The sequence below is a fragment of the Mesorhizobium sp. M0437 genome, from assembly GCF_040321335.1.
Taxonomy (GTDB): Bacteria; Pseudomonadota; Alphaproteobacteria; order Rhizobiales; family Rhizobiaceae; genus Mesorhizobium.
Window position 1 is genome coordinate 148,546 of the sequence record NZ_JAMYRK010000005.1, and the last position, 20,256, is coordinate 168,801.

19 protein-coding genes are annotated in these 20,256 nt (G+C 63.4%); 4 read left to right on the forward strand and 15 right to left on the reverse strand.

Annotation, left to right across the window (positions count from 1 at the left end):
• Positions 1 to 315 precede the first annotated feature (315 nt).
• The gene (locus tag NKI72_RS05440; RefSeq protein WP_352849969.1) at positions 316 to 1,233 is read left to right on the forward strand and encodes an alpha/beta fold hydrolase; all 918 of its coding nucleotides are present in this window, start codon (positions 316 to 318) and stop codon (positions 1,231 to 1,233) included.
• Positions 1,234 to 1,407: 174 nt separating this feature from the next.
• The gene (locus tag NKI72_RS05445) at positions 1,408 to 1,662 is read left to right on the forward strand and encodes a hypothetical protein (protein ID WP_352500791.1); all 255 of its coding nucleotides are present in this window, start codon (positions 1,408 to 1,410) and stop codon (positions 1,660 to 1,662) included.
• 21 nt (positions 1,663 to 1,683) lie between these two features.
• Here NKI72_RS05445 and recQ read toward each other — a convergent pair whose 3' ends face one another.
• The 9 genes from recQ to uxaC form a co-directional block, all read right to left on the reverse strand.
• Positions 1,684 to 3,519, reverse strand: a complete 1,836-nt coding sequence (gene recQ / locus NKI72_RS05450; protein ID WP_352834018.1) for a DNA helicase RecQ — start codon at positions 3,517 to 3,519, stop codon at positions 1,684 to 1,686.
• A gap of 363 nt (positions 3,520 to 3,882) precedes the next feature.
• Positions 3,883 to 4,221, reverse strand: coding sequence for a cupin domain-containing protein (locus NKI72_RS05455; RefSeq protein ID WP_352540932.1), 339 nt, complete (start codon positions 4,219 to 4,221; stop codon positions 3,883 to 3,885).
• A 23-nt stretch (positions 4,222 to 4,244) separates the two neighbouring features.
• Positions 4,245 to 5,012, reverse strand: a complete 768-nt coding sequence (gene kduD / locus NKI72_RS05460) for a 2-dehydro-3-deoxy-D-gluconate 5-dehydrogenase KduD (RefSeq protein WP_352834021.1) — start codon at positions 5,010 to 5,012, stop codon at positions 4,245 to 4,247.
• Positions 5,009 to 5,866 (reverse strand): 5-dehydro-4-deoxy-D-glucuronate isomerase, encoded by an 858-nt coding sequence (gene kduI, locus NKI72_RS05465; protein WP_352834024.1) that lies wholly within the window; start codon positions 5,864 to 5,866, stop codon positions 5,009 to 5,011. The genes kduD and kduI overlap by 4 nt, the downstream gene beginning before the upstream one ends.
• Positions 5,867 to 5,894: 28 nt before the next feature.
• Entirely contained in the window at positions 5,895 to 6,671 is a 777-nt protein-coding gene (locus NKI72_RS05470) for a FadR/GntR family transcriptional regulator (RefSeq protein ID WP_352621452.1), read from the reverse strand.
• Between the two features lie 9 nt (positions 6,672 to 6,680).
• On the reverse strand, positions 6,681 to 7,961 hold the full coding sequence (locus tag NKI72_RS05475; protein ID WP_292656436.1) for a TRAP transporter large permease: 1,281 nt from the start codon (positions 7,959 to 7,961) through the stop codon (positions 6,681 to 6,683).
• Positions 7,962 to 7,965: 4 nt separating this feature from the next.
• Complete coding sequence (locus NKI72_RS05480; protein ID WP_023719697.1) at positions 7,966 to 8,493, reverse strand: TRAP transporter small permease; 528 nt, start codon at positions 8,491 to 8,493, stop codon at positions 7,966 to 7,968.
• 103 nt (positions 8,494 to 8,596) lie between these two features.
• Complete coding sequence (locus NKI72_RS05485) at positions 8,597 to 9,574, reverse strand: TRAP transporter substrate-binding protein (RefSeq protein WP_352834027.1); 978 nt, start codon at positions 9,572 to 9,574, stop codon at positions 8,597 to 8,599.
• 37 nt (positions 9,575 to 9,611) lie between these two features.
• Positions 9,612 to 11,021: a glucuronate isomerase gene (gene uxaC, locus NKI72_RS05490; protein WP_352849970.1), complete on the reverse strand. Its 1,410-nt coding sequence runs from the start codon at positions 11,019 to 11,021 to the stop codon at positions 9,612 to 9,614.
• A 175-nt stretch (positions 11,022 to 11,196) separates the two neighbouring features.
• On the opposite strand from uxaC, the gene NKI72_RS05495 reads away from it, so the two are divergent.
• Together NKI72_RS05495 and uxuA are read left to right on the forward strand one after the other, a co-directional pair.
• Positions 11,197 to 12,699, forward strand: coding sequence for a mannitol dehydrogenase family protein (locus tag NKI72_RS05495; protein ID WP_352834030.1), 1,503 nt, complete (start codon positions 11,197 to 11,199; stop codon positions 12,697 to 12,699).
• Positions 12,696 to 13,874 (forward strand): mannonate dehydratase, encoded by a 1,179-nt coding sequence (gene uxuA / locus NKI72_RS05500; RefSeq protein WP_352849971.1) that lies wholly within the window; start codon positions 12,696 to 12,698, stop codon positions 13,872 to 13,874. Before NKI72_RS05495 ends, uxuA begins: the two co-directional genes overlap by 4 nt.
• A gap of 1 nt (position 13,875) precedes the next feature.
• Here the strand turns inward: uxuA and lepB are convergent, their stop codons facing one another.
• The 6 genes from lepB to NKI72_RS05530 all read right to left on the reverse strand — a co-directional run bounded on the left by lepB (position 13,876) and on the right by NKI72_RS05530 (position 20,108).
• Positions 13,876 to 14,856, reverse strand: coding sequence for a signal peptidase I (lepB, locus tag NKI72_RS05505; protein ID WP_502896518.1), 981 nt, complete (start codon positions 14,854 to 14,856; stop codon positions 13,876 to 13,878).
• A 90-nt stretch (positions 14,857 to 14,946) separates the two neighbouring features.
• The gene (locus NKI72_RS05510) at positions 14,947 to 15,354 is read right to left on the reverse strand and encodes a F0F1 ATP synthase subunit epsilon (RefSeq protein ID WP_352489184.1); all 408 of its coding nucleotides are present in this window, start codon (positions 15,352 to 15,354) and stop codon (positions 14,947 to 14,949) included.
• 118 nt (positions 15,355 to 15,472) lie between these two features.
• Positions 15,473 to 17,038 carry a F0F1 ATP synthase subunit beta gene (gene atpD / locus NKI72_RS05515; RefSeq protein WP_352834035.1) on the reverse strand — a complete coding sequence of 522 codons (1,566 nt, stop codon included), beginning with the start codon at positions 17,036 to 17,038 and terminating at the stop codon, positions 15,473 to 15,475.
• Positions 17,039 to 17,105: 67 nt separating this feature from the next.
• Positions 17,106 to 17,990: a F0F1 ATP synthase subunit gamma gene (locus tag NKI72_RS05520; protein WP_352471280.1), complete on the reverse strand. Its 885-nt coding sequence runs from the start codon at positions 17,988 to 17,990 to the stop codon at positions 17,106 to 17,108.
• A gap of 28 nt (positions 17,991 to 18,018) precedes the next feature.
• Complete coding sequence (atpA, locus tag NKI72_RS05525) at positions 18,019 to 19,548, reverse strand: F0F1 ATP synthase subunit alpha (protein ID WP_352471281.1); 1,530 nt, start codon at positions 19,546 to 19,548, stop codon at positions 18,019 to 18,021.
• Entirely contained in the window at positions 19,548 to 20,108 is a 561-nt protein-coding gene (locus tag NKI72_RS05530) for a F0F1 ATP synthase subunit delta (protein WP_352504886.1), read from the reverse strand. The genes atpA and NKI72_RS05530 overlap by 1 nt, the downstream gene beginning before the upstream one ends.
• Positions 20,109 to 20,256 lie beyond the last annotated feature (148 nt).

Here is a 20,256-nt window from a genome sequence, read left to right on the forward strand (position 1 = left end):
GCATTCTCGATGAACTCGAGGCGCCGGATGTCGAGACCTTCGACGACGACGAAACTCAAGCAGAGTTGCAACCAGTCTATCATCGCCGGTGGCACATGCCGCGCCGGCGCCGCCGGCGCGCCTGGAGAAGGGTCTGTCGCGTTTACTGGCGAAACGGCTATCGGCGCAGGCGGTGCTTCCGCAGGCGCGTTTGGGTCTGGTTTCGATTCTAGCAACTGGCCGGCTTGAACCCTGGCCATCGCGGCCGGGGTTTTCGCCTCAGGCGGCCGTTAGCGCCCTTACGGAGCTTTCCTAAGGGCGCGGAGGAAGCTGACGGTGTTTGCAGGTTTCAGAGCCACCAGCCTACGACTGGACGATACGACGATTTTCGCAAGGGTCGGAGGCACCGGTCCGCCGCTGCTGCTTCTTCACGGTTTTCCAGAAACGCATCTGATGTGGAGGGATATCGCCGCAGCCTTGGCGCCCCGCTTCACGGTCGTCGCCGCCGACCTTCGAGGCTATGGGCAAAGCGGATGCCCGTTTTCCTCTGCCGATCATAGCCCATACGCCAAGCGCGCCATGGCCGGCGACATGGTTCAGGCCATGAAGCAAGTGGGGTTTGAGCGGTTCATGGTTGCCGGGCATGATCGTGGCGGGCGGGTTGCCTATCGCCTGGCGCTGGACCATTCCGACAAAGTGCTCAAAATCGCCGTCCTCGACATCATCCCCACCGCCGCAACATGGGATCGGGCGGATGCCAGACTGGCGCTTGGCTTCTGGCCCTGGAGCCTTCTTGCCCAGCCGGAGCCCCTGCCGGAGCGTCTGATCGGAGCGGCTCCCGATGCTGTCGTCGACGATGCAATAACGCAGTGGGGATCGTCAGCGAAAATGGTCTCCAAAGAGGTCAGGAACGCCTATGTTGATGCGCTTCGCGATCCCGCGCATATTCATGCCATCTGCGAAGAGTATCGCGCCGCTGCGACGATCGATCGTGAACATGACGCGTTGGACCGCGCAAACGGTCGTCGCATCGACTGTCCGCTACTGGCGCTATGGAGTGGCGAAGGCGCCCTGGAGAACTGGTATGCGCAAGAAGGCGGGCCGCTGGCCATCTGGAGGAAATGGGCCGACAGAGTGGCAGGATGCGCTGTCCAAGGCGGGCACTTTTTCCCGGAAGAGCACCCCGACAAGACGGCAGCGACTCTCTCGGAATTCTTTGAAGACAAACAGGTCGGTCAGCACAGAGTATTGTAGAGGTCACATGCTTCAGTTACGCGGAACCTCGGGAGCGCTTCGCCGCCTGAGATCGAGAACCCTCCGGAAATCCGCCCGTCCGGCATCAATGTGCTTGATAAGGGAATGAAGGCGATCTCCACGGCCACGCCTCTGATATGCAGCCTCATGTTTGTCGGAAGTTGCGCATCGCCTTTGCCGGCATCCTTTGATGCTGCGAAATACGACAAGATGAGTTGCGTCGAGCTCAACGTGGCGATGGGCGCTGTCGCCGACGAAATGTCGGCGACAGCCATCGCTCGTGGCAAAGTCGTCCACACCAACATTCCGGGCTGGCTGTTGGGAGGGCAGCGTGTCGCTTCGACCGTGGCTGCCCGCCAGAGTGCGAAGATCGAGCGCTTGCGGCAGCAGGAGGCTGCGATTGCGGCGGCGAGACGAAGCCGGTGCTGATTGCGTCACTGAAGTGGGTCTTCAGCCCGCCACCCCGGATTGATGCGCAGCGATCGCGCCGAGGAATATCTCGCCGAAATCCTTGAGCTTGGCGGCGCCGACGCCGTTGACCGCGGCGAAGGCGTCCAGATCACGCGGGCAGCGTTCGGCCATATCGATCAGTGTACGATCCGAAAAGATCACGAAGGCCGGCACCTGGCGTTCCCGGGCAAGACGCAGCCGTACAGCCTTGAGCGCGGCCAGCAGCGCCGAATCCAGACCTTCCGTGCCCGCTGCGGTATCTTCAGGACGTATCTTGCCTCGCGATGACTGGCGCGCGTCCACGCGATACCGGAACGAAGCCTCGCCCCGAGCCAGCGCACGGCCCTTCTCGGCAATGGCGAGGCCGCCATGGCCGGCTGAGTCCAATGTCAGGAACCCGCCCGCGACGAGTTGGCGGAGCAGCGACAGCAAGAAACTCTTTTTATGCGCCACACCGGTGCCGAAGCTGGCAAGCCTGTGGTGGTTCCTGTCCAGGACCTTCTCGGTTTCATGGCCGAGCAGGACATCGACGACATGGGCGACGCCGAAGCGCTCGCCGGTCTGTGCGATCGCCGCCAGGATGATCCGCGCCTCCGCCTCGCCATCCGCATGCGGCGCCTGGTCGAGGCAGTTGTCGCAATTGCCGCAAGGCGAAGCACTTTCGCCGAAATAGCCAAGCAGGATCTGGCGCCGGCACTGCGTCGTCTCGCAATAACCGATCAGCGTTTCGAGCCGGCCATGCGCGCGCCTTTTGTGCTCAGCCGGCGCGTCCTCGTCTTCGATGAAAAGCCGGCGCATGCGGATATCGCCGAGACCGAACAGCATATGTGCCTCGGCCGCCCGCCCGTCGCGGCCCGCGCGCCCGATTTCCTGATAATAGGCCTCCAAGCTGCCCGGCAGGTCGGTGTGGAAGACATAGGCGACGTCCGGCTTGTCGATCCCCATGCCGAAGGCGATGGTCGCCACCATCACCACGCCGGACAAGGTCATGAAAGCGTTTTGATTCGCTTCACGCGCGTCCTTGCTCATGCCGGCGTGATAGGCGAGCGCGCGTACGCCGTTCCGCTCGAGGAACGCCGCCATCTCTTCGGTCTTTTTGCGTGACAGGCAATAGACGATCCCGCTGCGGCCCGCATGGCGCTGCACGAAGTTTAGTAATTGGCGCTTGCTGTCCTGCTTGGGCTCAATGCCTAGCTTGATGTTCGGCCGGTCGAAGCCGAGCACCACGGTATCGACGCGCCCGTCGAACAGTTGCGCGGCAATGTCGGTGCGCGTCGTTTCGTCCGCCGTCGCCGTCAACGCAATGATCGGCACTTTCGGGAAGATATCACGTAGTCTCGACAATTCTTCGTATTCGCGCCGGAACGCTGGTCCCCATTGGGAGATGCAATGTGCCTCGTCGATGGCGATCAGCCGGACATCGAGCTTGGTCAACGCCTCGAGCATTCGCACGGTCATGAGCCGCTCCGGTGCAAGATAGAGCAGGCGCGTCTGGCCTGCCGCGACACGGCGCCATGCAGCGACATTGGCATCGCGGTCGAGCGAGGAATTGATCGTATCGGCCGCCACGCCGGCAAGGCGCAATGCGGCGACTTGATCCTGCATCAGGGCCACCAGCGGCGAAACGACAATGGTGAGCCCGCCCAGGACCAGCGCCGGGACCTGGTAGCAGAGCGATTTGCCGGCGCCGGTCGGCATGACAGCCAGCACATGATGCCCGGCCAGCAGCGCCTCCATCACGGCCGCCTGGCCGAGACGAAAATCATCGAAGCCGAATACATCTTTCAGGACGCGCCGCTTGGAATCCTCTGCCGGGATGCTCGCTGCAACCTGCATTACAGAACTTTCGGGGATACGACCTGCCGAAATTCGCCGGCGAATCGCCAGGTGATTGCCTGGACAGCAGATTCGAACATTTATCGACCCCTCTGGTCCTGTCCGCGGCACCGCCTGAGGCGAACTTCTCTCTCATTGGCCGATATCAGACCGTCGTTCCAGCCCCTATTCGCTTTGGCTGTGAATATCGCAACGCCTCGGAGCGGTTAATCCTATCTTCACCATCATTCGGCAGGTTCAGGTTCTGCGGTGATGTTTTGAGTACCGCGGCGCCACAAGCGCCCAGGCAACACGCCCGCGTCTCTCCGGAGGCGCGGGTTTTTTCGTTCCGAGAGCCGGCTGCCTGAACTTCGGGCCCGCAGCTCAGTCGAGGAAATCGGCGCGGTGCGGCGTGAAGCTGTCGACCAGTCGTCCCGCCTCCAACGCCCTGACACCATGGACCAGATTGGACGGAACGATGAAACTGCTTCCCGTCTCCAGGATTTCGGTCCTGCCGTCGATGGTGACTTCGAAGCGGCCTTCGGCGACGTAGCTTGCCTGGACATGCGGGTGCGAGTGCAGCGCGCCGACGCCGCCCTTGTCGAAACCGAACTCGACCATCATCAGTTCGTCGGTGTGCAGGAGCACGCGCCGGCGGTTGCCGTCGGGCGTCGGCGTCCACGCACCCTCGCCGGCATGCGAGAAGATTTTGGTTCCGGTCATCGTCAGACTCTCATCGTCGCTGTTCATCGTGCCAGCCAGCCGCCGTCCACCGGCACCACCGCGCCGTGCATGTAGTTGGACGCCGGCGCCAGCAGGAAGACGGCTGCGTCGCCGATGTCTTCCGGCGCGCCCCAGCGGCCGGCCGGAATGCGCGCCAGGATCGAAGCGCTGCGGTCGGGATCGGTGCGCAGCGCCTCGGTGTTGTTGGTCTCGATATAGCCCGGCGCAATGCCGTTGACGTTGATGCCCTTTGCCGCCCATTCACATGCCAGCAGGCGGGTGATGCCGAGCACGCCGTGTTTGGAGGCGGTGTAGGAGGCGACGCGAATGCCGCCCTGAAAGCTCAGCACCGAAGCGATGTTGACGATCTTGCCACGCCGTCCAGATTCGGCAAGCACGCGCCTGGCAAAACTCTGGCTGAGAAAGAACACCGTCTTCAGATTGACGCCCATGACGTCATCCCAGTCGGCTTCGGTGAGGTCAACCGCATCGGCACGCCGGATGATGCCCGCATTGTTGACCAGGCCATCGAGTGGTCCGGTGCCGTCCCAGACGCGGTCAAGCATCGCCTGGGCAGCTGCATCATCACCAAGATCGCAGCGGACCGCCTCGAAGCGGCCGCCGACAGCCGCAATCTTCTCCGCCGTCTCGTCCATCGCCGACCGGCCGACGCCGACGACCGCGCCGCCTGCGCGCGCGATCGGCACGGCGATGCCTTGGCCGATGCCGGTATTGGCGCCGGTGACGAGGATGCGCTTGCCGGCAAGGCTGAAGGCCGAGAGATCGCTCACTTGAGCTCCTCCATCGCCACCAGGTCGACATCGGTATAGTCGACATTATCGCCGGCCATCGCCCAGATGAAGGCGTAGTTGGAGGTGCCGGCGCCCGAATGGATCGACCATCCCGGCGACAGCACCGCCTCCTCGTTGCGCATGACGAGATGGCGCGTTTCGTCCGGCTCGCCCATGAAATGAAACACCCGCGCCGCCTCCGGCAGATCGAAATAAAGATAGGCTTCCATGCGCCGGTCATGCACATGGCATGGCATGGTGTTCCAGACCGAACCGGAGGCAAGCTGCGTCATGCCGACGACAAGCTGACAGGTCTTTACCCCATCGGCATGGATGAACTGGAAGATCGAGCGCTCGTTGGAGGTTGCCTGGCTGCCGAGATCGAGCCGCTTGGCATCGCCGATGCGGATCAGCCGGTTGGGATGGCTCTGATGCGCCGGCGCGCTGAGCAGGTAGAACTTAGCCGGCTCAGCCAGATTGGTCGCAGCGAACGACACCTCATCGGTGCCCATGCCGAGATAGAGCATGTCGCGTGCCTGCAGCTCGTAGGATTGGCCGCCGGCTTTGACGACGCCTGCACCGGCGATGTTGACGATGATCATCTCACGGCGGTCGAGAAAATTCTTGGTCCCGGTCGGCTTGATCGCCTGCAGCGGCAGCGGTGTACCAGCGGGCATGGCGCCGCCGACGATCATGCGGTCGTAATGGGTGTAGGTCAGGCCGATGCGGCCGGGCTGGAACAAGTCCTCGATCAGGAAATTGTGCCGCAGCTCGTCCGTTCCCATGGCTGCGGCAGAAACAGGATCGATGGCGAAGCGAGAGGTGAAATCCGTATGCTTGTCAGTGTGATTCATTGCTGTCCCATGGCGCTGCCTCAATTGCTTATTCAGTTGCCGCGGCCTTGACCGAGTCGGCATAAAAAACCTGGCGCGCGTGCAGGCGCTCGCGATAGCGCTGCTGGCTGGCACCGAGATGCGCGCGCATCGCCTCCCGCGCCGCTTCGGCATCGCCTGCCGAGATGGCGTTGAGGATCATCAGGTGTTCGCGCTGCAGGCCGCGCTGGTAGGCGTCGGACTGTGCGAACTCGGTCGACCAGGGCGAGGTCACATCGCAAGGAATGGCGCGCCGGCCGAGCACGTCGAGCATCTCGACATAGAACGGATTGTTGGTGGCGCTGGCGATTGCGCGGTGGAAGGCAAGGTCGGCCGGTCCAGTCGGCTCGCTGTTGAGGAGCAGCCGTTCGAACTCGAAGAAGGCTTCCTGGATTGCCGCTTCCTGCGCGGCGTTGCGCCGGATGGCGGCGAGCCCGGCGGATTCGATCTCGATCGCCAACCTGACTTCGAGCACGTTGAGGGCGATCGAATCCTTGCTGCCCATCTCCGCTGCCAGAGCACCGAACGCTGTCGAGATATGCTCGGTGACGAAGACGCCGGCGCCTTGGCGCGGTTCGACCAGGCCGTCCGCGGCAAGCTTGGCCAGCGCCTCGCGTATCACGGTGCGGCTGACCCCGAAGGTTTCAGTCAGCTGACCCTCGGTCGGCAGCTTTTGCCCGGGCTGGATCTCGCCCGCCTGCAACTGCTTGCGGATCGCAGCGACAACGGTTTCCGAAAGCTTCGGTCTTCGTTCGACGCGGAGCCCGACTGCGGTATCCGAAGCCATGTCGCACCCCTATTTGAAGACACTCGGCAGCCATAGCGAAATGGCCGGAATGTAGGTGACGAGCGCCAGCACCACGAGGCCTGCCGCATAGAACGGCCAGATCGAGCGCATCGATTCCCAGACGGATATCTTGCCCACTGCACACGCCACGAACTGCACCGCGCCCACCGGCGGCGTGTTCAGTCCGATGCCGAAATTGAGGATCATGATGACGCCGAAATGCACCGGATCGACGCCGTAGGCCTGCGCCACGGGCAGGAAGATCGGCGTGCAAATGATGATCGTCGGCCCCATGTCCATGAACGTGCCGAGGAACAGCATCAAGAGGTTGAGCAGGAGAAGCACAACCAGCGGATCGTCCGAGATCGCGTTCATGGAGGCTATCAACGCTGCCGGCACTTTCAGGAAGGCCATCAGCCACGAGAACGCCGCCGCCATGCCGATGATGAGCAGCACCATGGCCGTGGTGCGCACGGCGCCATGGGTAGCATGAACGAACCCTTCCCAGGTCATCTGCCGGTAAACGAAGACGGTCACGAGCAGCGCATAGATGACGGCGATACAGGAACTCTCGGTGGCGGTGAAGACGCCCGATCGCACGCCGCCGAAGATGATCGCGATCAACAGCAGGCCGGGCACGGCGACGGCGAAAAGATGCGCGACCGCGGTGAAGCCCGGAAACGCCTCGGTCGGATAGCCGCGGGAGCGCGCCACGATATAGGCGGTGACCATCAGCGACAGGGCCAGCAGCAGGCCCGGGATGATGCCGGCCGTGAACAGATCGGCGATGGAGATCTTTCCGCCTGCCGAGATCGAGTAGATGATCATGTTGTGCGACGGCGGCAGCAGCAGCGCGATCAGTGCCGCCATCGACGTGACGTTGACGGCGTAGTCCGCTCCATATCCACGCGCCTTCATCTGCGGGATCATCAGGCCGCCTACCGCCGCTGCCTCCGCCACCGCTGAGCCGGAAATGCCGCCGAACAGTGTAGCGGTTGCAATGTTGACCTGCCCGAGGCCGCCGCGCAAATGGCCGACGAGCGAGCCGGCGAAGGCAACGATCTTGCTGGCGATGCCGCCGCGCACCATCAAGTCGCCGGCGTAGATGAAAAACGGAATGGCCAGCAGTGAAAAGACGCTCATGCCGGAATTCAGGCGCTGGAACACGATCAGCGGCGGCAGGCCCATATAGAGGACGGTGGCGAGGCTTGCGACGCCGAGGCAGAAAGCGATCGGCGTGCCGATAAGCATCAGCAGGGTGAAGACGCCGAAGAGAATCCACAGTTCCATGGCGTCAGACCTTCACGTTGGCGGTGTCGAGTTCGGCCGCGACTTCGGCCGGCGGCAGTTCATCGAGGGCATCGTCGATCGGCGCGCCGGAGAGGCGAAGCACAATGCGCTCCAGCGTGAAGAGCACGATGAGCGCGCCTCCCGCCACAAGCGGGACGTAGTCCCAGCCCCCCGATATGCCGAGCGACGGCAAGACAGAGCCCCAGGTCAATGCGACCAGCTGACTGCCGTACCAGATCATGCCGATGCCGAAGGCGAGCGCGACGAGGTCCGAAATCATCCGCAGCCAGCGCTTGCCGCCTTTCGGCAGCACGTAGAGCAGGACGTCAAAGCCGAGGTGATAGTTCTCGCGCACGCCGACGGCAGCGCCGAGGAAAATGAACCAGCTCATCAGCATCACCGAGCCCGGCTCGGTCCAGCTCGGCGAACGGTTCAGAACATAACGGCCGAATACCTGCCAGGCGACGAAGGCGGTCATCAGCACCAGCCCGATGCCGGCGATCGACAGCGCCGCCGTGCTGACGCGCGACATCACTTGCGCGACGCCGGACAGAAGCGGTGTTGGTCTTGGGCTGGAAGTCACCGGTTTTCTCCCCAGGAGGATGGCGGCACGGAATGTCCGCGCCGCCGCTTGATCACTGCACGGCCTTGATGGCTTCGACCATGGCCTTCAGCTTGTCGTCCTTGACGTGCTTCTCGTAGACCGGCCCCATCGCGTCGATGAAGGGCTGCTTGTCCGGCGTCGTGATCTGCGAACCGGCCGCCTCGACCTTGGCGCGCGATTCCTTGACCTTGGCGGTCCACAGCTCGCGCTGCTTGGCGACGCTCTCCTTGGCGGCCGCCTTGAAGATCGCCTGGTCTTCCGGCGTCAGCTTGTCCCAGCTCGACTTCGCCATGACGAAGGCTTCCGGCACCATCGTGTGCTCGTCGAGCGAATAGTATTTGGCGACTTCCGCGTGCTTGGCGGTGTCGTAGCTCGGAAAATTGTTCTCCGCGCCGTCGATCACCCCGGTCTCGATCGCCGAATACACTTCGCCATACGGCATCGGCGTCGCGTTGGCGCCAAGTGCCGCCACCATGTCGACGAAGATGTCGGACTGGATGACGCGGAACTTCATCCCGGCCATGTCGGCTACGGTGTTGATCGGCTTCTTCGAATTGTAGAAGGAGCGCGAGCCGCCGTCGTAAAAGGCGAGCAACACCAGCCCGACCTGGTCGAACGCCGCCGCGATCTGGTCGCCGATCGCCCCGTCCATGACCTTGTGCATATGCTCTTCCGAACGGAAGATGTAGGGCAGCGAGGGCACGGTGGTCTCCGGGATGAGCCCGTTGAACGGCGCCATCGAGACGCGGTTGAGATCGATCACGCCGGTGCGCACCTGCTCGATCGTGTCCTTTTCCTCGCCAAGTTGCGCGGAAGGATAGATCTCGACCACATAGCGGCCGGCCGTGCGCTCTTTCACCAGCTCGCCGAAATATTTGACCGCCTCGACCGTCGGATAGCCGTCCGGGTGGGTGTCGGACGAGCGCAGAACCGTCTGAGCGCTTGCCGTTCCGGCCAGCAGTGCGGCGGCAACTAGCGTAGCCCCCGCCAGTCTCGAAAAATGCAGCATTGGTTTCCTCCCGTTTGAACGATGGCGGCAAGCGCCGTTAGAGCCGGTACGCCTTTTTCGCGAGCGTATAGGCAAGTTCCTGCGCCAGCTCGTGCGCCTCGTCCTCGCCGCGCCGCTGCTCGGCGACGAGACGCGCCAGAAAAGCGCAATCGACCCGGCGCGCCACATCATGGCGGGCCGGTATGGATGGAAAGGCGCGGGTATCGTCGTTGAAACCGACGGTGTTGTAGAAACCGGCGGTTTCGGTGGTCATCTCACGGAACCTGCGCATGCCTTCGGGGCTGTCGTGGAACCACCAGGCCGGCCCGAGCTTCAATGCCGGGTAGACGCCGGCGAGCGGCGCCAGCTCGCGCGCATAGCTGGTCTCGTCGAGGGTGAAGAGGATGATGGTGAGGTCGCGCTCCAGCCCGACGCAGTCGAGCAGCGGCTTCAGCGCCGTCACATAGTCGGTTCGCGTCGGAATATCGAAGCCTTTGTCCCTGCCGAACTTCCGAAAGATAGCCGGCGAATGATTGCGCCAGGAGCCGGGATGGATCTGCAGGACCAGCCCGTCGTCGCGGCTCATCTTGGCCATCTCGGTCAGCATCTGGGCGCGGAACAGCTTTCGCTCGCGCTCGTCGTCCGAGCCCCGGCGGATGCGGTTGAACAGCTTCTGCGCGGCGGCATCCGAGAGATTGGCGGTTTCGGCCGTCGAATGGCCGTGATCGGAGGAAGTCGCGCCAAAGCTCTTGAAGAAGGCGCGCCGCTGGCGATGCGCATCGAGATAGCCGGCCCAATTGCCGGTGTCGCAGCCGGTGATCTCGCCAAGCCGGTCGAGATTGGCCGAGAACCCTTCGAAGTCGGGATCGACGATCGCATCCGGCCGATAGGCGGTGACGACGCGGCCGTCCCAGCCGCTGTCGCGGATCATCTGGTGCCATCTGAGATCGTCGAGCGCGCCTTCGGTCGTTGCGATGACTTCAATATTGAAGCGCTCGAACAGCGCTCGCGGGCGAAAATTCTCCCACTGCAGCAAGGTCGAGATCATATCGTAATGGCGGTCGGCGGTTGCGGCCGTCAGCGGCTCGTCGATGCCGAACAGATGGGCAAGCACATGGTCGAACCACAGCCGGGTCGGCGTGCCGCGGAACAGGTAATAATGCTCGGCGAAGCACCGCCAGATCGTTCTGCCGTCGGTTTCAACCGGCGAGCCGTCAAGCGTCGGCACACCAAGCTCCTCAAGCCGAACGCCCTGGCTGAACAGCATGCGGAAAATGTAGTGGTCCGGCACGATCAGCAACTGCGCCGGATCGGGAAACGCCTCGTTGAGCGCATACCAGCGCGGATCGGTGTGGCCGTGCGGGCTGACGATCGGAAGGTCTTTGACCGCGGCATAGAGATCGCGGGCCAACGAACGCGGGCGCGCCTCGGCGGCAAACAGCAAGTCCGGATCCGTCAATGCGGCCACGTGAATCCTCCCAATCCGAACATCGGTAGGGTTGGAAAGAAATAATGTCAACATACAAAAACTGGGTTGTTGTATGATGACTTTTCGTCGGCCATTGCCCATTGTGCGTGACGGCATCGGGTGTTACGCCGCCTGCCAGCAGTGACCCAACAATCTCGATCAGACACGTGGCGCAATGACCAATAGACGCCTTTCCAACAGCACGCTGAAGGCACTGCCGGCTTCGGTCGCGGTCCCGCGCTACGCCCGCGGCGCTATTGCACCGGGCATCGTCCATCTCGGCGTCGGTGCCTTCCATCGCGCCCACCAGGCGGCCTATGTCGACGACTGCCTGGCGGCGGGCGAGGCGGACTGGGGCATTGTCGGCGTGTCCTTGCGCAGTCCTGACACGCGCGACGCACTGGCGCCGCAGGATGGCCTCTACACGCTGGCGATCAGGAGCAGCATCGGCGAAGAGCTGCGCGTCGTCGGCTCGATCCTGTCGCTGCTGGTGGCACCGGAAGATCCGGCTGCGGTGCTCGCCGCCCTGACCGATCAGCGCACCCGCATCGTCACGCTGACGATCACCGAAAAGGCCTATTTGAGGGCAGCCGGCGGCGGCCTCGACAATACCCACCCCGACATCGTCCATGATCTGGCCAACCCGCAAATGCCACGGACGGCGCATGGTTTCCTGACCGAGGCGCTGTCGCGCCGCCGTGCCGCAGGCATCCAGCCTTTCACCGTGCTCTGCTGCGACAACCTTCCGGCCAATGGCGCCACGCTGCACCGCCTGCTGGTCGAATTCGCCGCACTGCGCGATGCCAGGCTCGCCACTTCAGGCGATGCCAGGCTCGCCGCCCACATCGCCGACGGCGTCGCGTTTCCGTCGAGCATGGTCGACCGCATCGTGCCGGCGACTACCGACGCCGACCGGGCGCGTATCGCCGTCGAGCTCGGCGTCGAGGATGCCTGGCCGGTGATGACCGAGCCGTTCTGCCAATGGGTGGTCGAAGACGATTTCCCGGCTGGCAGGCCGGCCTGGGAAAAGTTCGGCGTCACCATGGTCGGCGACGTCGGGCCCTTCGAGGACATGAAGCTGCGGCTGCTCAACGGTTCGCATTCGGCAATCGCCTATCTCGGCCTGCTCAGCGGCTACGACACGGTCGACCGCGCCTTTGCCGATCCGGCGATCCGGCAATTCGTCGACGGACTATGGGCCGAGGCCATCCCGACGCTGCCGCAGGACGCCGGGCTCGATACGGCCGGCTACACGGCCCAGCTCGCCGAACGCTATTCGAACACCGCGCTCGCCCATCGCACGGCGCAGATCGCCAATGACGGCAGCCAGAAGCTGCCGCAGCGCATCGTCGCCTCTGCCCTCGATCGGCTGGGCGCCGGTGACCTGCCCGCGCATCTCATGCTGGTGGTGGCGGCTTGGATCACCGCTTGCGAGGCGCGCGGCAAAACCTTGCCGGAAGCCCATTTTACCGACCCGATCGACGCTCGGCTTACGGCGCTCGGCAGCCGGCCGGCTGATGAAACGGTGACAGCGATATTCGATCTCGCCGGCTTCGCCAAGGACCATTCCCACCGCATGACACTGATCGATCTGACGGCAGCCCATCTCGAGCGCCTGCGGCGGGGCGGACCTGCCGCTGCCTTCGCGGCGCTTGGCATAGGGAGTGAGAAGCCATGAGACAGACCTGGCGCTGGTTCGGGCCGGACGATCCGGTGACGCTTGCCCATGTCCGTCAAGCCGGCGCCGTCGGCATCGTCAGCGCGCTGCATCACCTCAATGACGGCCGCGCCTGGCCGGCGGACGAGATCGCCAGGCGCAAGGCCGACATCGAGGCAGCAGGCCTGACCTGGGATGTGGTCGAGAGCATCGTCGTCCATGAGGACATCAAGACCCGCAGCGGCAACTGGCGCACCCTGATCGACAATTACAAGGCGTCGGTCCGCTCCGTCGCCGCCGCCGGGATCAATACCGTCTGCTATAATTTCATGGCGATCACCGACTGGACGCGCACCGACCTCGATTATCCCATGCCGCATGGCGGCACCGCGCTGCGCTTCGATGTCGTCGAGCTCTGCGCCTATGACGTCTTCATCCTTGAGCGAGAAGGGGCGGAGGCCGATCACCCACCGGTCCGTATCGAGGCCGCGCGTGCGCGGCTGCAAGGGATGAGCGACAGCGACAAGGCAAGGCTGGAGCGCAACCTGATCGGCTGGGTGCCGGCGCGCGAATTCATCTTCGATCGCGCAAGCTTCCGCCGCGCCCTCGACCTCTACAAGGACGTCTCCACCGAAGGCCTGCGCGAAACCCTGTTTGCCTTCCTGCGCGAGATCGTGCCGGTGGCCGAAGAGGCCGGCGTCAGGATGGCGATCCACCCCGACGATCCGCCCTTTTCGCTGTTCGGCCTGCCGCGCATCGTTTCCAACGCCAATCATGCCCGCGCGCTGCTCGACGCGGTCGCTTCGCCGGCTAACGGGCTGACGCTGTGCACCGGCTCCTACGGCGCGGGCGCGCAGAACGATCTGCCCGCAATGGCCAAGGCCTTCGCCGAAAACATCCATTTCGCCCATCTGCGCAACGTCACCAAGGAGCCAGACGGCTCCTTCCACGAAGCCGAGCACCTCGACGGCGACACCGACATGGTGGCGGTCGTGTCGGCGCTGATTGGCGAAGAGCGGCGGCGCAAGGCGGCAGGCAGGGCGGACTGGCAGGTGCCGATGCGTCCGGACCATGGCCACGCGATCGTCGACGACATCGGCAAGAAGGTGAACCCCGGCTATTCCTGCATCGGCCGCCTGAAGGGCCTCGCCGAACTGCGCGGCGTCATGCGCGCAGTAGAGGCACTGACAGTTTGAGCTACTTGCTCGCCTGGCCGTTCAGCGTCTGTCGAGACGAATAATCGGTACCTTTGGAATTCCAGAACAGCCGCACGGCCTTGCCGACCAGATTTTCATAGGGAACAAACCCGACACTGAACCGGCTGTCGGAGGCATTGTCGCGATTGTCACCAAGCACGAAGTAGTGGCCTTCGGGCACCTCAAACACACGCGTATTGTCGCCGATCGAGTTGTCGGTAAGGTTGAGGACGGAATGGGTGGTGACGCCCCCCGGCAGAGTTTCGCGTTGAAGTTTGGCTTTCGAGAACTCGTCGGACGAAAAAGTGCCGATATCGTCGAGTCCCACTGCGACATCGTTGATGTGAAGCACCCCGCCGATGATCTGGATCTTCTCGCCGGGAAGGCCGACGATCCGCTGGATGTAGTCCACGCTCGGATCGGGCGGGAACTTGAAGACAACCAGATCTCCCCTTTTGGGTTCCGCGCCGAATATACGTCCATCAACGGGAAGCAAGTTGAACGGCACGCTGTAGCGGCTGTAGCCGTATGCCATTTTGGAGACGAAGAGATAGTCGCCTCCCTGCAACGTCGGCACCATGCTGCTGGAGGGAATCGAAAAAGGCTGGAGCAGGAACGCGCGTATTGCGAATGCAGCCGGATACGAAGTCAGAAAGACGAGCACCAGCACCGAAAGCCCACGCGCGTACCATCTGTCCGGCTTGAACCGGTGCGCGAAGGGAACAACGATCGCTGCCCACAGGGCCATCAAACCGATCCCTGAAAAATTGGCCCACCAAGCAAGATCGACGCCAGGCAATACCGGAAAGCCAATGTAAACAAGCGCGAAAACGACGGCGCTGATCACCACCAGGCTAGCGACCGCCAGTTTGCCGCTGCCGATCCAGAGGAACCCGCCAAACGGGCCGCCAAAGGCCGACACCAGGGCCGTCGACCATCTGGATCGCGAGATAGTTTCTTGTTGCACTGCTTGTTTTGTCATCGGCCACCCCCCACGCCAAGGCAGCCAGACTGTCCACCAAACAAAAAAGCGGGGCAAGCCCGCTTTTTCAGTTAGTCATTTGAGCGAACCTCAAGCCGGCAGGATGGCGCCTTCGAGCGTGGTGAGCTGGTTGAGGAACTGCTCGGCCTTGCTGCGGGTCTGGTCGTCCTTGGCGTCGGCGGCGTCTTCCCTCGCCTCCTGGATGCGGCGGGCAAGGTCGGCGCGGTCGATGTCGCCGACGGCCACAGCCGATTCGGCGAGCAGCGTGCAGCCGGCCGGAACGATGTCGGCAAAGCCGCCGAACACCACATAGCGCTCTTCCTTGCCTTGCGCGGTCTTCAGCGTAACGACGCCCGGCTTGATTGTGGTCATGACCGGTGCGTGATGCGCCATGACAGTCATCTCGCCTTCGGCGCCCGGGATGACGACGGATTCGACCTGCTCGGAAACCAAGAGGCGCTCCGGCGAGACCAGTTCGAATTTGAAAGCTTCAGGCATGATCAATCTAGCGACTGGTGAATGGTGAATGGTGAACGGTCAGAAAGAATGACCTTCACTCAGCCCCGATTTCCTATCCGCTACTCCCCATTCACAATTCACTATTGACCATTCACCATCAGGCCGCTTCAGCGGCCAGGCGCTGTGCCTTCTCGACCGCTTCCTCGATGCCGCCGACCATGTAGAAGGCGGCTTCTGGCAGATGGTCGTAGTCGCCGTTGCAAAGGCCCTTGAAGCCCTTGATGGTGTCGGCGAGGTCGACCAGCTTGCCCGGTGCGCCGGTGAACACTTCGGCGACGAAGAAGGGCTGCGACAGGAAGCGCTCGATCTTGCGGGCGCGGGCCACGGTCTGCTTATCCTCTTCCGACAGCTCGTCCATGCCCAGGATGGCGATGATGTCCTGCAGCGACTTGTAGCGCTGAAGGATCGACTGCACCTGGCGGGCGACCTGGTAATGCTCTTCGCCGACAACCATCGGGTCGAGCATGCGCGAGGTCGAATCGAGCGGATCGACCGCCGGATAGATGCCCTTTTCCGAAATCGCACGGTTGAGCACGGTCGTCGCGTCGAGGTGGGCGAACGAGGTCGCCGGTGCAGGGTCGGTCAGGTCGTCGGCCGGCACATAGATCGCCTGCACCGAGGTGATCGAACCCTTGGTCGTCGTGGTGATACGCTCCTGCAGCGCCCCCATGTCGGTAGCCAGCGTCGGCTGGTAGCCCACGGCCGAAGGAATGCGGCCGAGCAGCGCCGACACTTCCGAGCCCGCCTGCGTGAAACGGAAGATGTTGTCTACGAAGAACAGCACGTCCTGGCCCTGATCGCGGAAATATTCGGCAACCGTCAGCCCGGTCAGGCCGACGCGGGCGCGGGCGCCCGGCGGCTCGTTCATCTGGCCATAGACGAGCGCGGCCTTGGAGCCTTCGCCGCCGCCCTTCTTGTTGACGCCGGACTCGATGAACTCGTGATAGAGGTCGTTGCCTTCGCGGGTGCGCTCGCCGACGCCGGCGAACACCGAGAAGCCGCCATGCGCCTTGGCGACGTTGTTGATCAGTTCCTGGATCAGCACCGTCTTGCCGACGCCGGCGCCGCCGAACAGGCCGATCTTGCCGCCGCGGGCATAGGGGGCCAGCAGGTCGAGCACCTTGATGCCGGTGACCAGGATCTGCGCTTCCGTCGACTGCTCGACATAGGTCGGCGCCGGCTGATGGATCGAGCGCATCTCGATGCCGTCGACCGGGCCTGCCTCGTCGACCGGCTCGCCGATGACGTTGATGATGCGGCCGAGCATGCCCGGGCCGACCGGCACGGTGATCGGAGCGCCGGTATCATAGACGTCCTGGCCACGGACCAAACCTTCGGTCGAGTCCATGGCGATGCAGCGCACGGTGTTTTCGCCCAGATGCTGGGCCACCTCTAGCACCAGGCGATTGCCGACGTTGATCGTCTCAAGCGCGTTCAGGATCGCCGGTAGATGTTCGCCGAACTGGACGTCGACAACGGCGCCGATGACCTGGCGAACCTTGCCTGCCAGGCCGGTTTTCTTGATGGTGGCGGCCGGCGCATTCACAGCGGCGACCTTGGTTGCTGCCGCTTTCTTGGCCGGAGCGGCCTTTGCTGCTGCCGGAGCCTTCGCTGGTGCCGCGGTCTTCGGGGCTGCCGTCTTCGGGGTCGCTGCTTTCGCCATCGTCCTTACCCTTTTCGTCTCTTTGTTTCTCACACGCTTGAGGTCGATGACCTCCTTGTGAGCGTGCCTAGAGCGCCTCGGCGCCCGAAATGATTTCGATCAATTCCTTGGTGATCTGCGCCTGCCGCTGGCGGTTGTAGGTGATCGACAATTTGTTGATCATGTCGCCGGCGTTGCGCGTCGCATTGTCCATGGCGCTCATCTTGGCGCCCATCTCGCCGGCAGCATTCTCGAGCAGCGCGCGAAAAACCTGCACGGAAATGTTGCGCGGGATGAGATCGGAGAGGATCTCGCCCGGCTCCGGCTCGTATTCGTAGACGGCGCTGCCGCCATCCCTCACTTCCGCGCCAGCCGCAGGCGCGCCCGCCGGGATAATTTGCTGCGCCGTCGGGATCTGGCTGATCACCGACTTGAACTGCGAATAGAACAGCGTGCAGATATCGAAGCCGCCTTCGTTGAACAGGTGGATCACCTTCTTGGCGATGGCATCGGCATTGACGAAGCCCAGCGTCTTGACCTCGCGCAGGTCGACACGCTCGATGATCAGCGCGCCGTAGTCGCGGCGCAATATGTCAAACCCCTTCTTGCCGACGCAGATGATCTTGACCTGCTTGCCGTCGGCCAGAAGCTTGCGGATGTGGTCGCGGGCAAAACGGGCGATCTGCGAATTGAAGCCGCCGCACAGGCCGCGTTCGGCCGTGCAGACAACAAGCAGATGCACGTCGTCCTTGCCGGTGCCGGTCATCAGCGCCGGGGCATCGCCGCCGCCGCCGATCGCCTGGGTGATATTGGCCAGCACCGCGCCCATGCGCTCCGAATAGGGACGCGCCGCTTCCGCCGCTTCCTGCGCGCGACGCAGCTTCGCCGCGGCGACCATCTGCATCGCCTTGGTGATCTTCTGCGTCGCCTTGACCGAGGCGATACGGTTACGAAGGTCTTTTAACGAAGGCATGCTTCAAACCTGATCCCGTCCGTCCTGCTCAAGCAAAGGTCTTGGCGAAGGCGTCGATTTCTGCCTTCAGCCTGGCGCGCAGATCGTCGGACAGCGCCTTCTCCTTGCGGATGCCGTCGAGCACGTCCTTGCCGGCCGAGCGCATATGCGACAACAGGCCATGCTCGAACTTGCCGACCTGGTTGATCGTCAGCTTGTCGAGATAGCCGTTGACGCCGGCGAAGATCACCGCGACCTGCTCCTCGACCTTGAGCGGCGAGAATTGCGGCTGCTTCAACAGCTCGGTCAGGCGCGAGCCGCGGTTGAGCAGGCGTTGCGTGGCGGCATCGAGGTCGGAGCCGAACTGCGCGAAAGCAGCCATTTCGCGGTACTGCGCGAGCTCGCCCTTGATCGATCCGGCAACCTGCTTCATCGCCTTGATCTGCGCCGAGGAGCCGACGCGCGACACCGAAAGGCCGACATTGACCGCCGGGCGCACGCCCTGGAAGAACAGATTGGTTTCCAGGAAGATCTGGCCGTCGGTGATCGAGATGACGTTGGTCGGGATATAGGCCGACACGTCGTTGGCCTGCGTTTCGATGATCGGCAGCGCAGTCAGAGACCCACCGCCATTTTCGTCATTAAGCTTGGCGGCGCGCTCGAGCAGGCGCGAGTGCAGGTAGAAGACGTCGCCGGGATAGGCCTCGCGGCCCGGCGGACGGCGCAGCAGCAGCGACATCTGGCGATAGGCGACGGCCTGCTTCGACAGGTCGTCGTAGCTGATCAGCGCGTGCATGCCGTTGTCGCGGAAATATTCGCCCATGGTGCAGGCGGTGAACGGCGCCAGGAACTGCATCGGCGCCGGATCGGAGGCGGTCGCGGCGATGATGATCGAATAGTCGAGCGCGCCGCGCTCTTCCAGGACCTTGACGAACTGCGCCACCGTCGAGCGCTTCTGGCCGACGGCGACATAGACGCAGTACAGCTTTTCCTTCTCAGGGCCGTTGTCGTGCACCGATTTCTGGTTGAGCATGGTGTCGAGGATGATCGCGGTCTTGCCGGTCTGGCGGTCGCCGATGACCAGCTCGCGCTGGCCGCGGCCGACCGGGATCAGCGCGTCGATGGCCTTGAGGCCAGTCGACATCGGCTCGTTCACCGATTTGCGCGGGATGATGCCGGGCGCCTTGACGTCGACGCGCTTGCGTTCGGTGGCCTGGATCGGGCCTTTGCCGTCGATCGGGTTGCCGAGCGCGTCGACGACGCGGCCGAGCAGGCCCATGCCGACGGGCGCATCGACGATGGCGCCGGTGCGCTTGACGGTGTCGCCTTCCTTGATGTCGCGGTCGGCGCCGAAGATGACGACGCCGACATTGTCGGCTTCGAGGTTGAGCGCCATGCCGCGGATGCCGCCGGGGAACTCGACCATCTCGCCGGCCTGGACATTGTCGAGGCCGTAGACGCGGGCGATACCGTCACCGACGGACAGCACCTGGCCGACTTCGGAGACCTCGGCCTCCTTGCCGAAATTCTTGATCTGGTCTTTCAGAATTGCGGAAATTTCCGCGGCGCGGATGTCCATCAGCCGACCTCTTTCAGTGCAAGCTTGAGCGAATTGAGTTTGGTTTTGAGCGACGTATCGATCTGGCGCGAGCCGATCTTGACCACCAGTCCGCCGAGCAGCGACGGATCGACGGTGACCGTGATCGCCACGTCCTTGCCGGCGACGCTTTTCAGCGCTGCTTTCAGCTCGGTTTCCTGGGCAGGCGTCAGCGCATGCGCCGAGGTGACCTCGGCAGCGGTCTCGCCGCGGTGTTCGGCGGCGATCTGGCGGAACGCCTTGATCATGCCGGGCACGGCGAACAGCCGGCGATTCTGGGCAACGACGCGCAGGAAATTGCCGGTGAGGCCGGTAATCCCTGCTCTGTCGGCGATCGCGGCGATCGCCTTGGCCTGGTCCTCGCTGGAGAAGACAGGGCTCCTGATCAGCCGCGAAAGGTCAGCGCTGCCTTCGAGCATCGTTTCGAACCTGTTGAGGTCGGCCTCGACGCCGGCGACCGAATTGGCCTGCAGCGCGAGTTCGAACAGCGAACCCGCATAGCGTTCTGCGACACCTGAGATTGGCGATGACGATTGGGCCACGGACCGTCTTTTCTCTTGTCTGACAGGCCGCAGATTGTTGGCGCGAGCAAAAACGCTGGCTAAATCTTTGACCTTACTGCATTTTTCCAAGCACGGAGGCGCGGCTTCCGCTATCCCCGGTCGAAAGTCGATTGCCGTCTAGCACAGG

Excerpts from the sequence above, each read along its gene's own strand:
- recQ (WP_352834018.1), bottom strand. The coding sequence starts at position 3,519 with ATGCAGGTTGCAGCGAGCATCCCGGCAGAGGATTCCAAGCGGCGCGTC.
- NKI72_RS05455 (WP_352540932.1), bottom strand. The coding sequence starts at position 4,221 with ATGACCGGAACCAAAATCTTCTCGCATGCCGGCGAGGGTGCGTGGACG.
- kduI (WP_352834024.1), bottom strand. The coding sequence starts at position 5,866 with ATGAATCACACTGACAAGCATACGGATTTCACCTCTCGCTTCGCCATC.
- NKI72_RS05470 (WP_352621452.1), bottom strand. The coding sequence starts at position 6,671 with ATGGCTTCGGATACCGCAGTCGGGCTCCGCGTCGAACGAAGACCGAAG.
- NKI72_RS05475 (WP_292656436.1), bottom strand. The coding sequence starts at position 7,961 with ATGGAACTGTGGATTCTCTTCGGCGTCTTCACCCTGCTGATGCTTATC.
- NKI72_RS05480 (WP_023719697.1), bottom strand. The coding sequence starts at position 8,493 with ATGTCGCGCGTCAGCACGGCGGCGCTGTCGATCGCCGGCATCGGGCTG.
- NKI72_RS05485 (WP_352834027.1), bottom strand. The coding sequence starts at position 9,574 with ATGCTGCATTTTTCGAGACTGGCGGGGGCTACGCTAGTTGCCGCCGCA.
- NKI72_RS05495 (WP_352834030.1), top strand. The coding sequence starts at position 11,197 with ATGACCAATAGACGCCTTTCCAACAGCACGCTGAAGGCACTGCCGGCT.
- uxuA (WP_352849971.1), top strand. The coding sequence starts at position 12,696 with ATGAGACAGACCTGGCGCTGGTTCGGGCCGGACGATCCGGTGACGCTT.
- lepB (WP_502896518.1), bottom strand. The coding sequence starts at position 14,856 with ATGACAAAACAAGCAGTGCAACAAGAAACTATCTCGCGATCCAGATGG.
- NKI72_RS05510 (WP_352489184.1), bottom strand. The coding sequence starts at position 15,354 with ATGCCTGAAGCTTTCAAATTCGAACTGGTCTCGCCGGAGCGCCTCTTG.
- atpD (WP_352834035.1), bottom strand. The coding sequence starts at position 17,038 with ATGGCGAAAGCAGCGACCCCGAAGACGGCAGCCCCGAAGACCGCGGCA.
- NKI72_RS05520 (WP_352471280.1), bottom strand. The coding sequence starts at position 17,990 with ATGCCTTCGTTAAAAGACCTTCGTAACCGTATCGCCTCGGTCAAGGCG.
- atpA (WP_352471281.1), bottom strand. The coding sequence starts at position 19,548 with ATGGACATCCGCGCCGCGGAAATTTCCGCAATTCTGAAAGACCAGATC.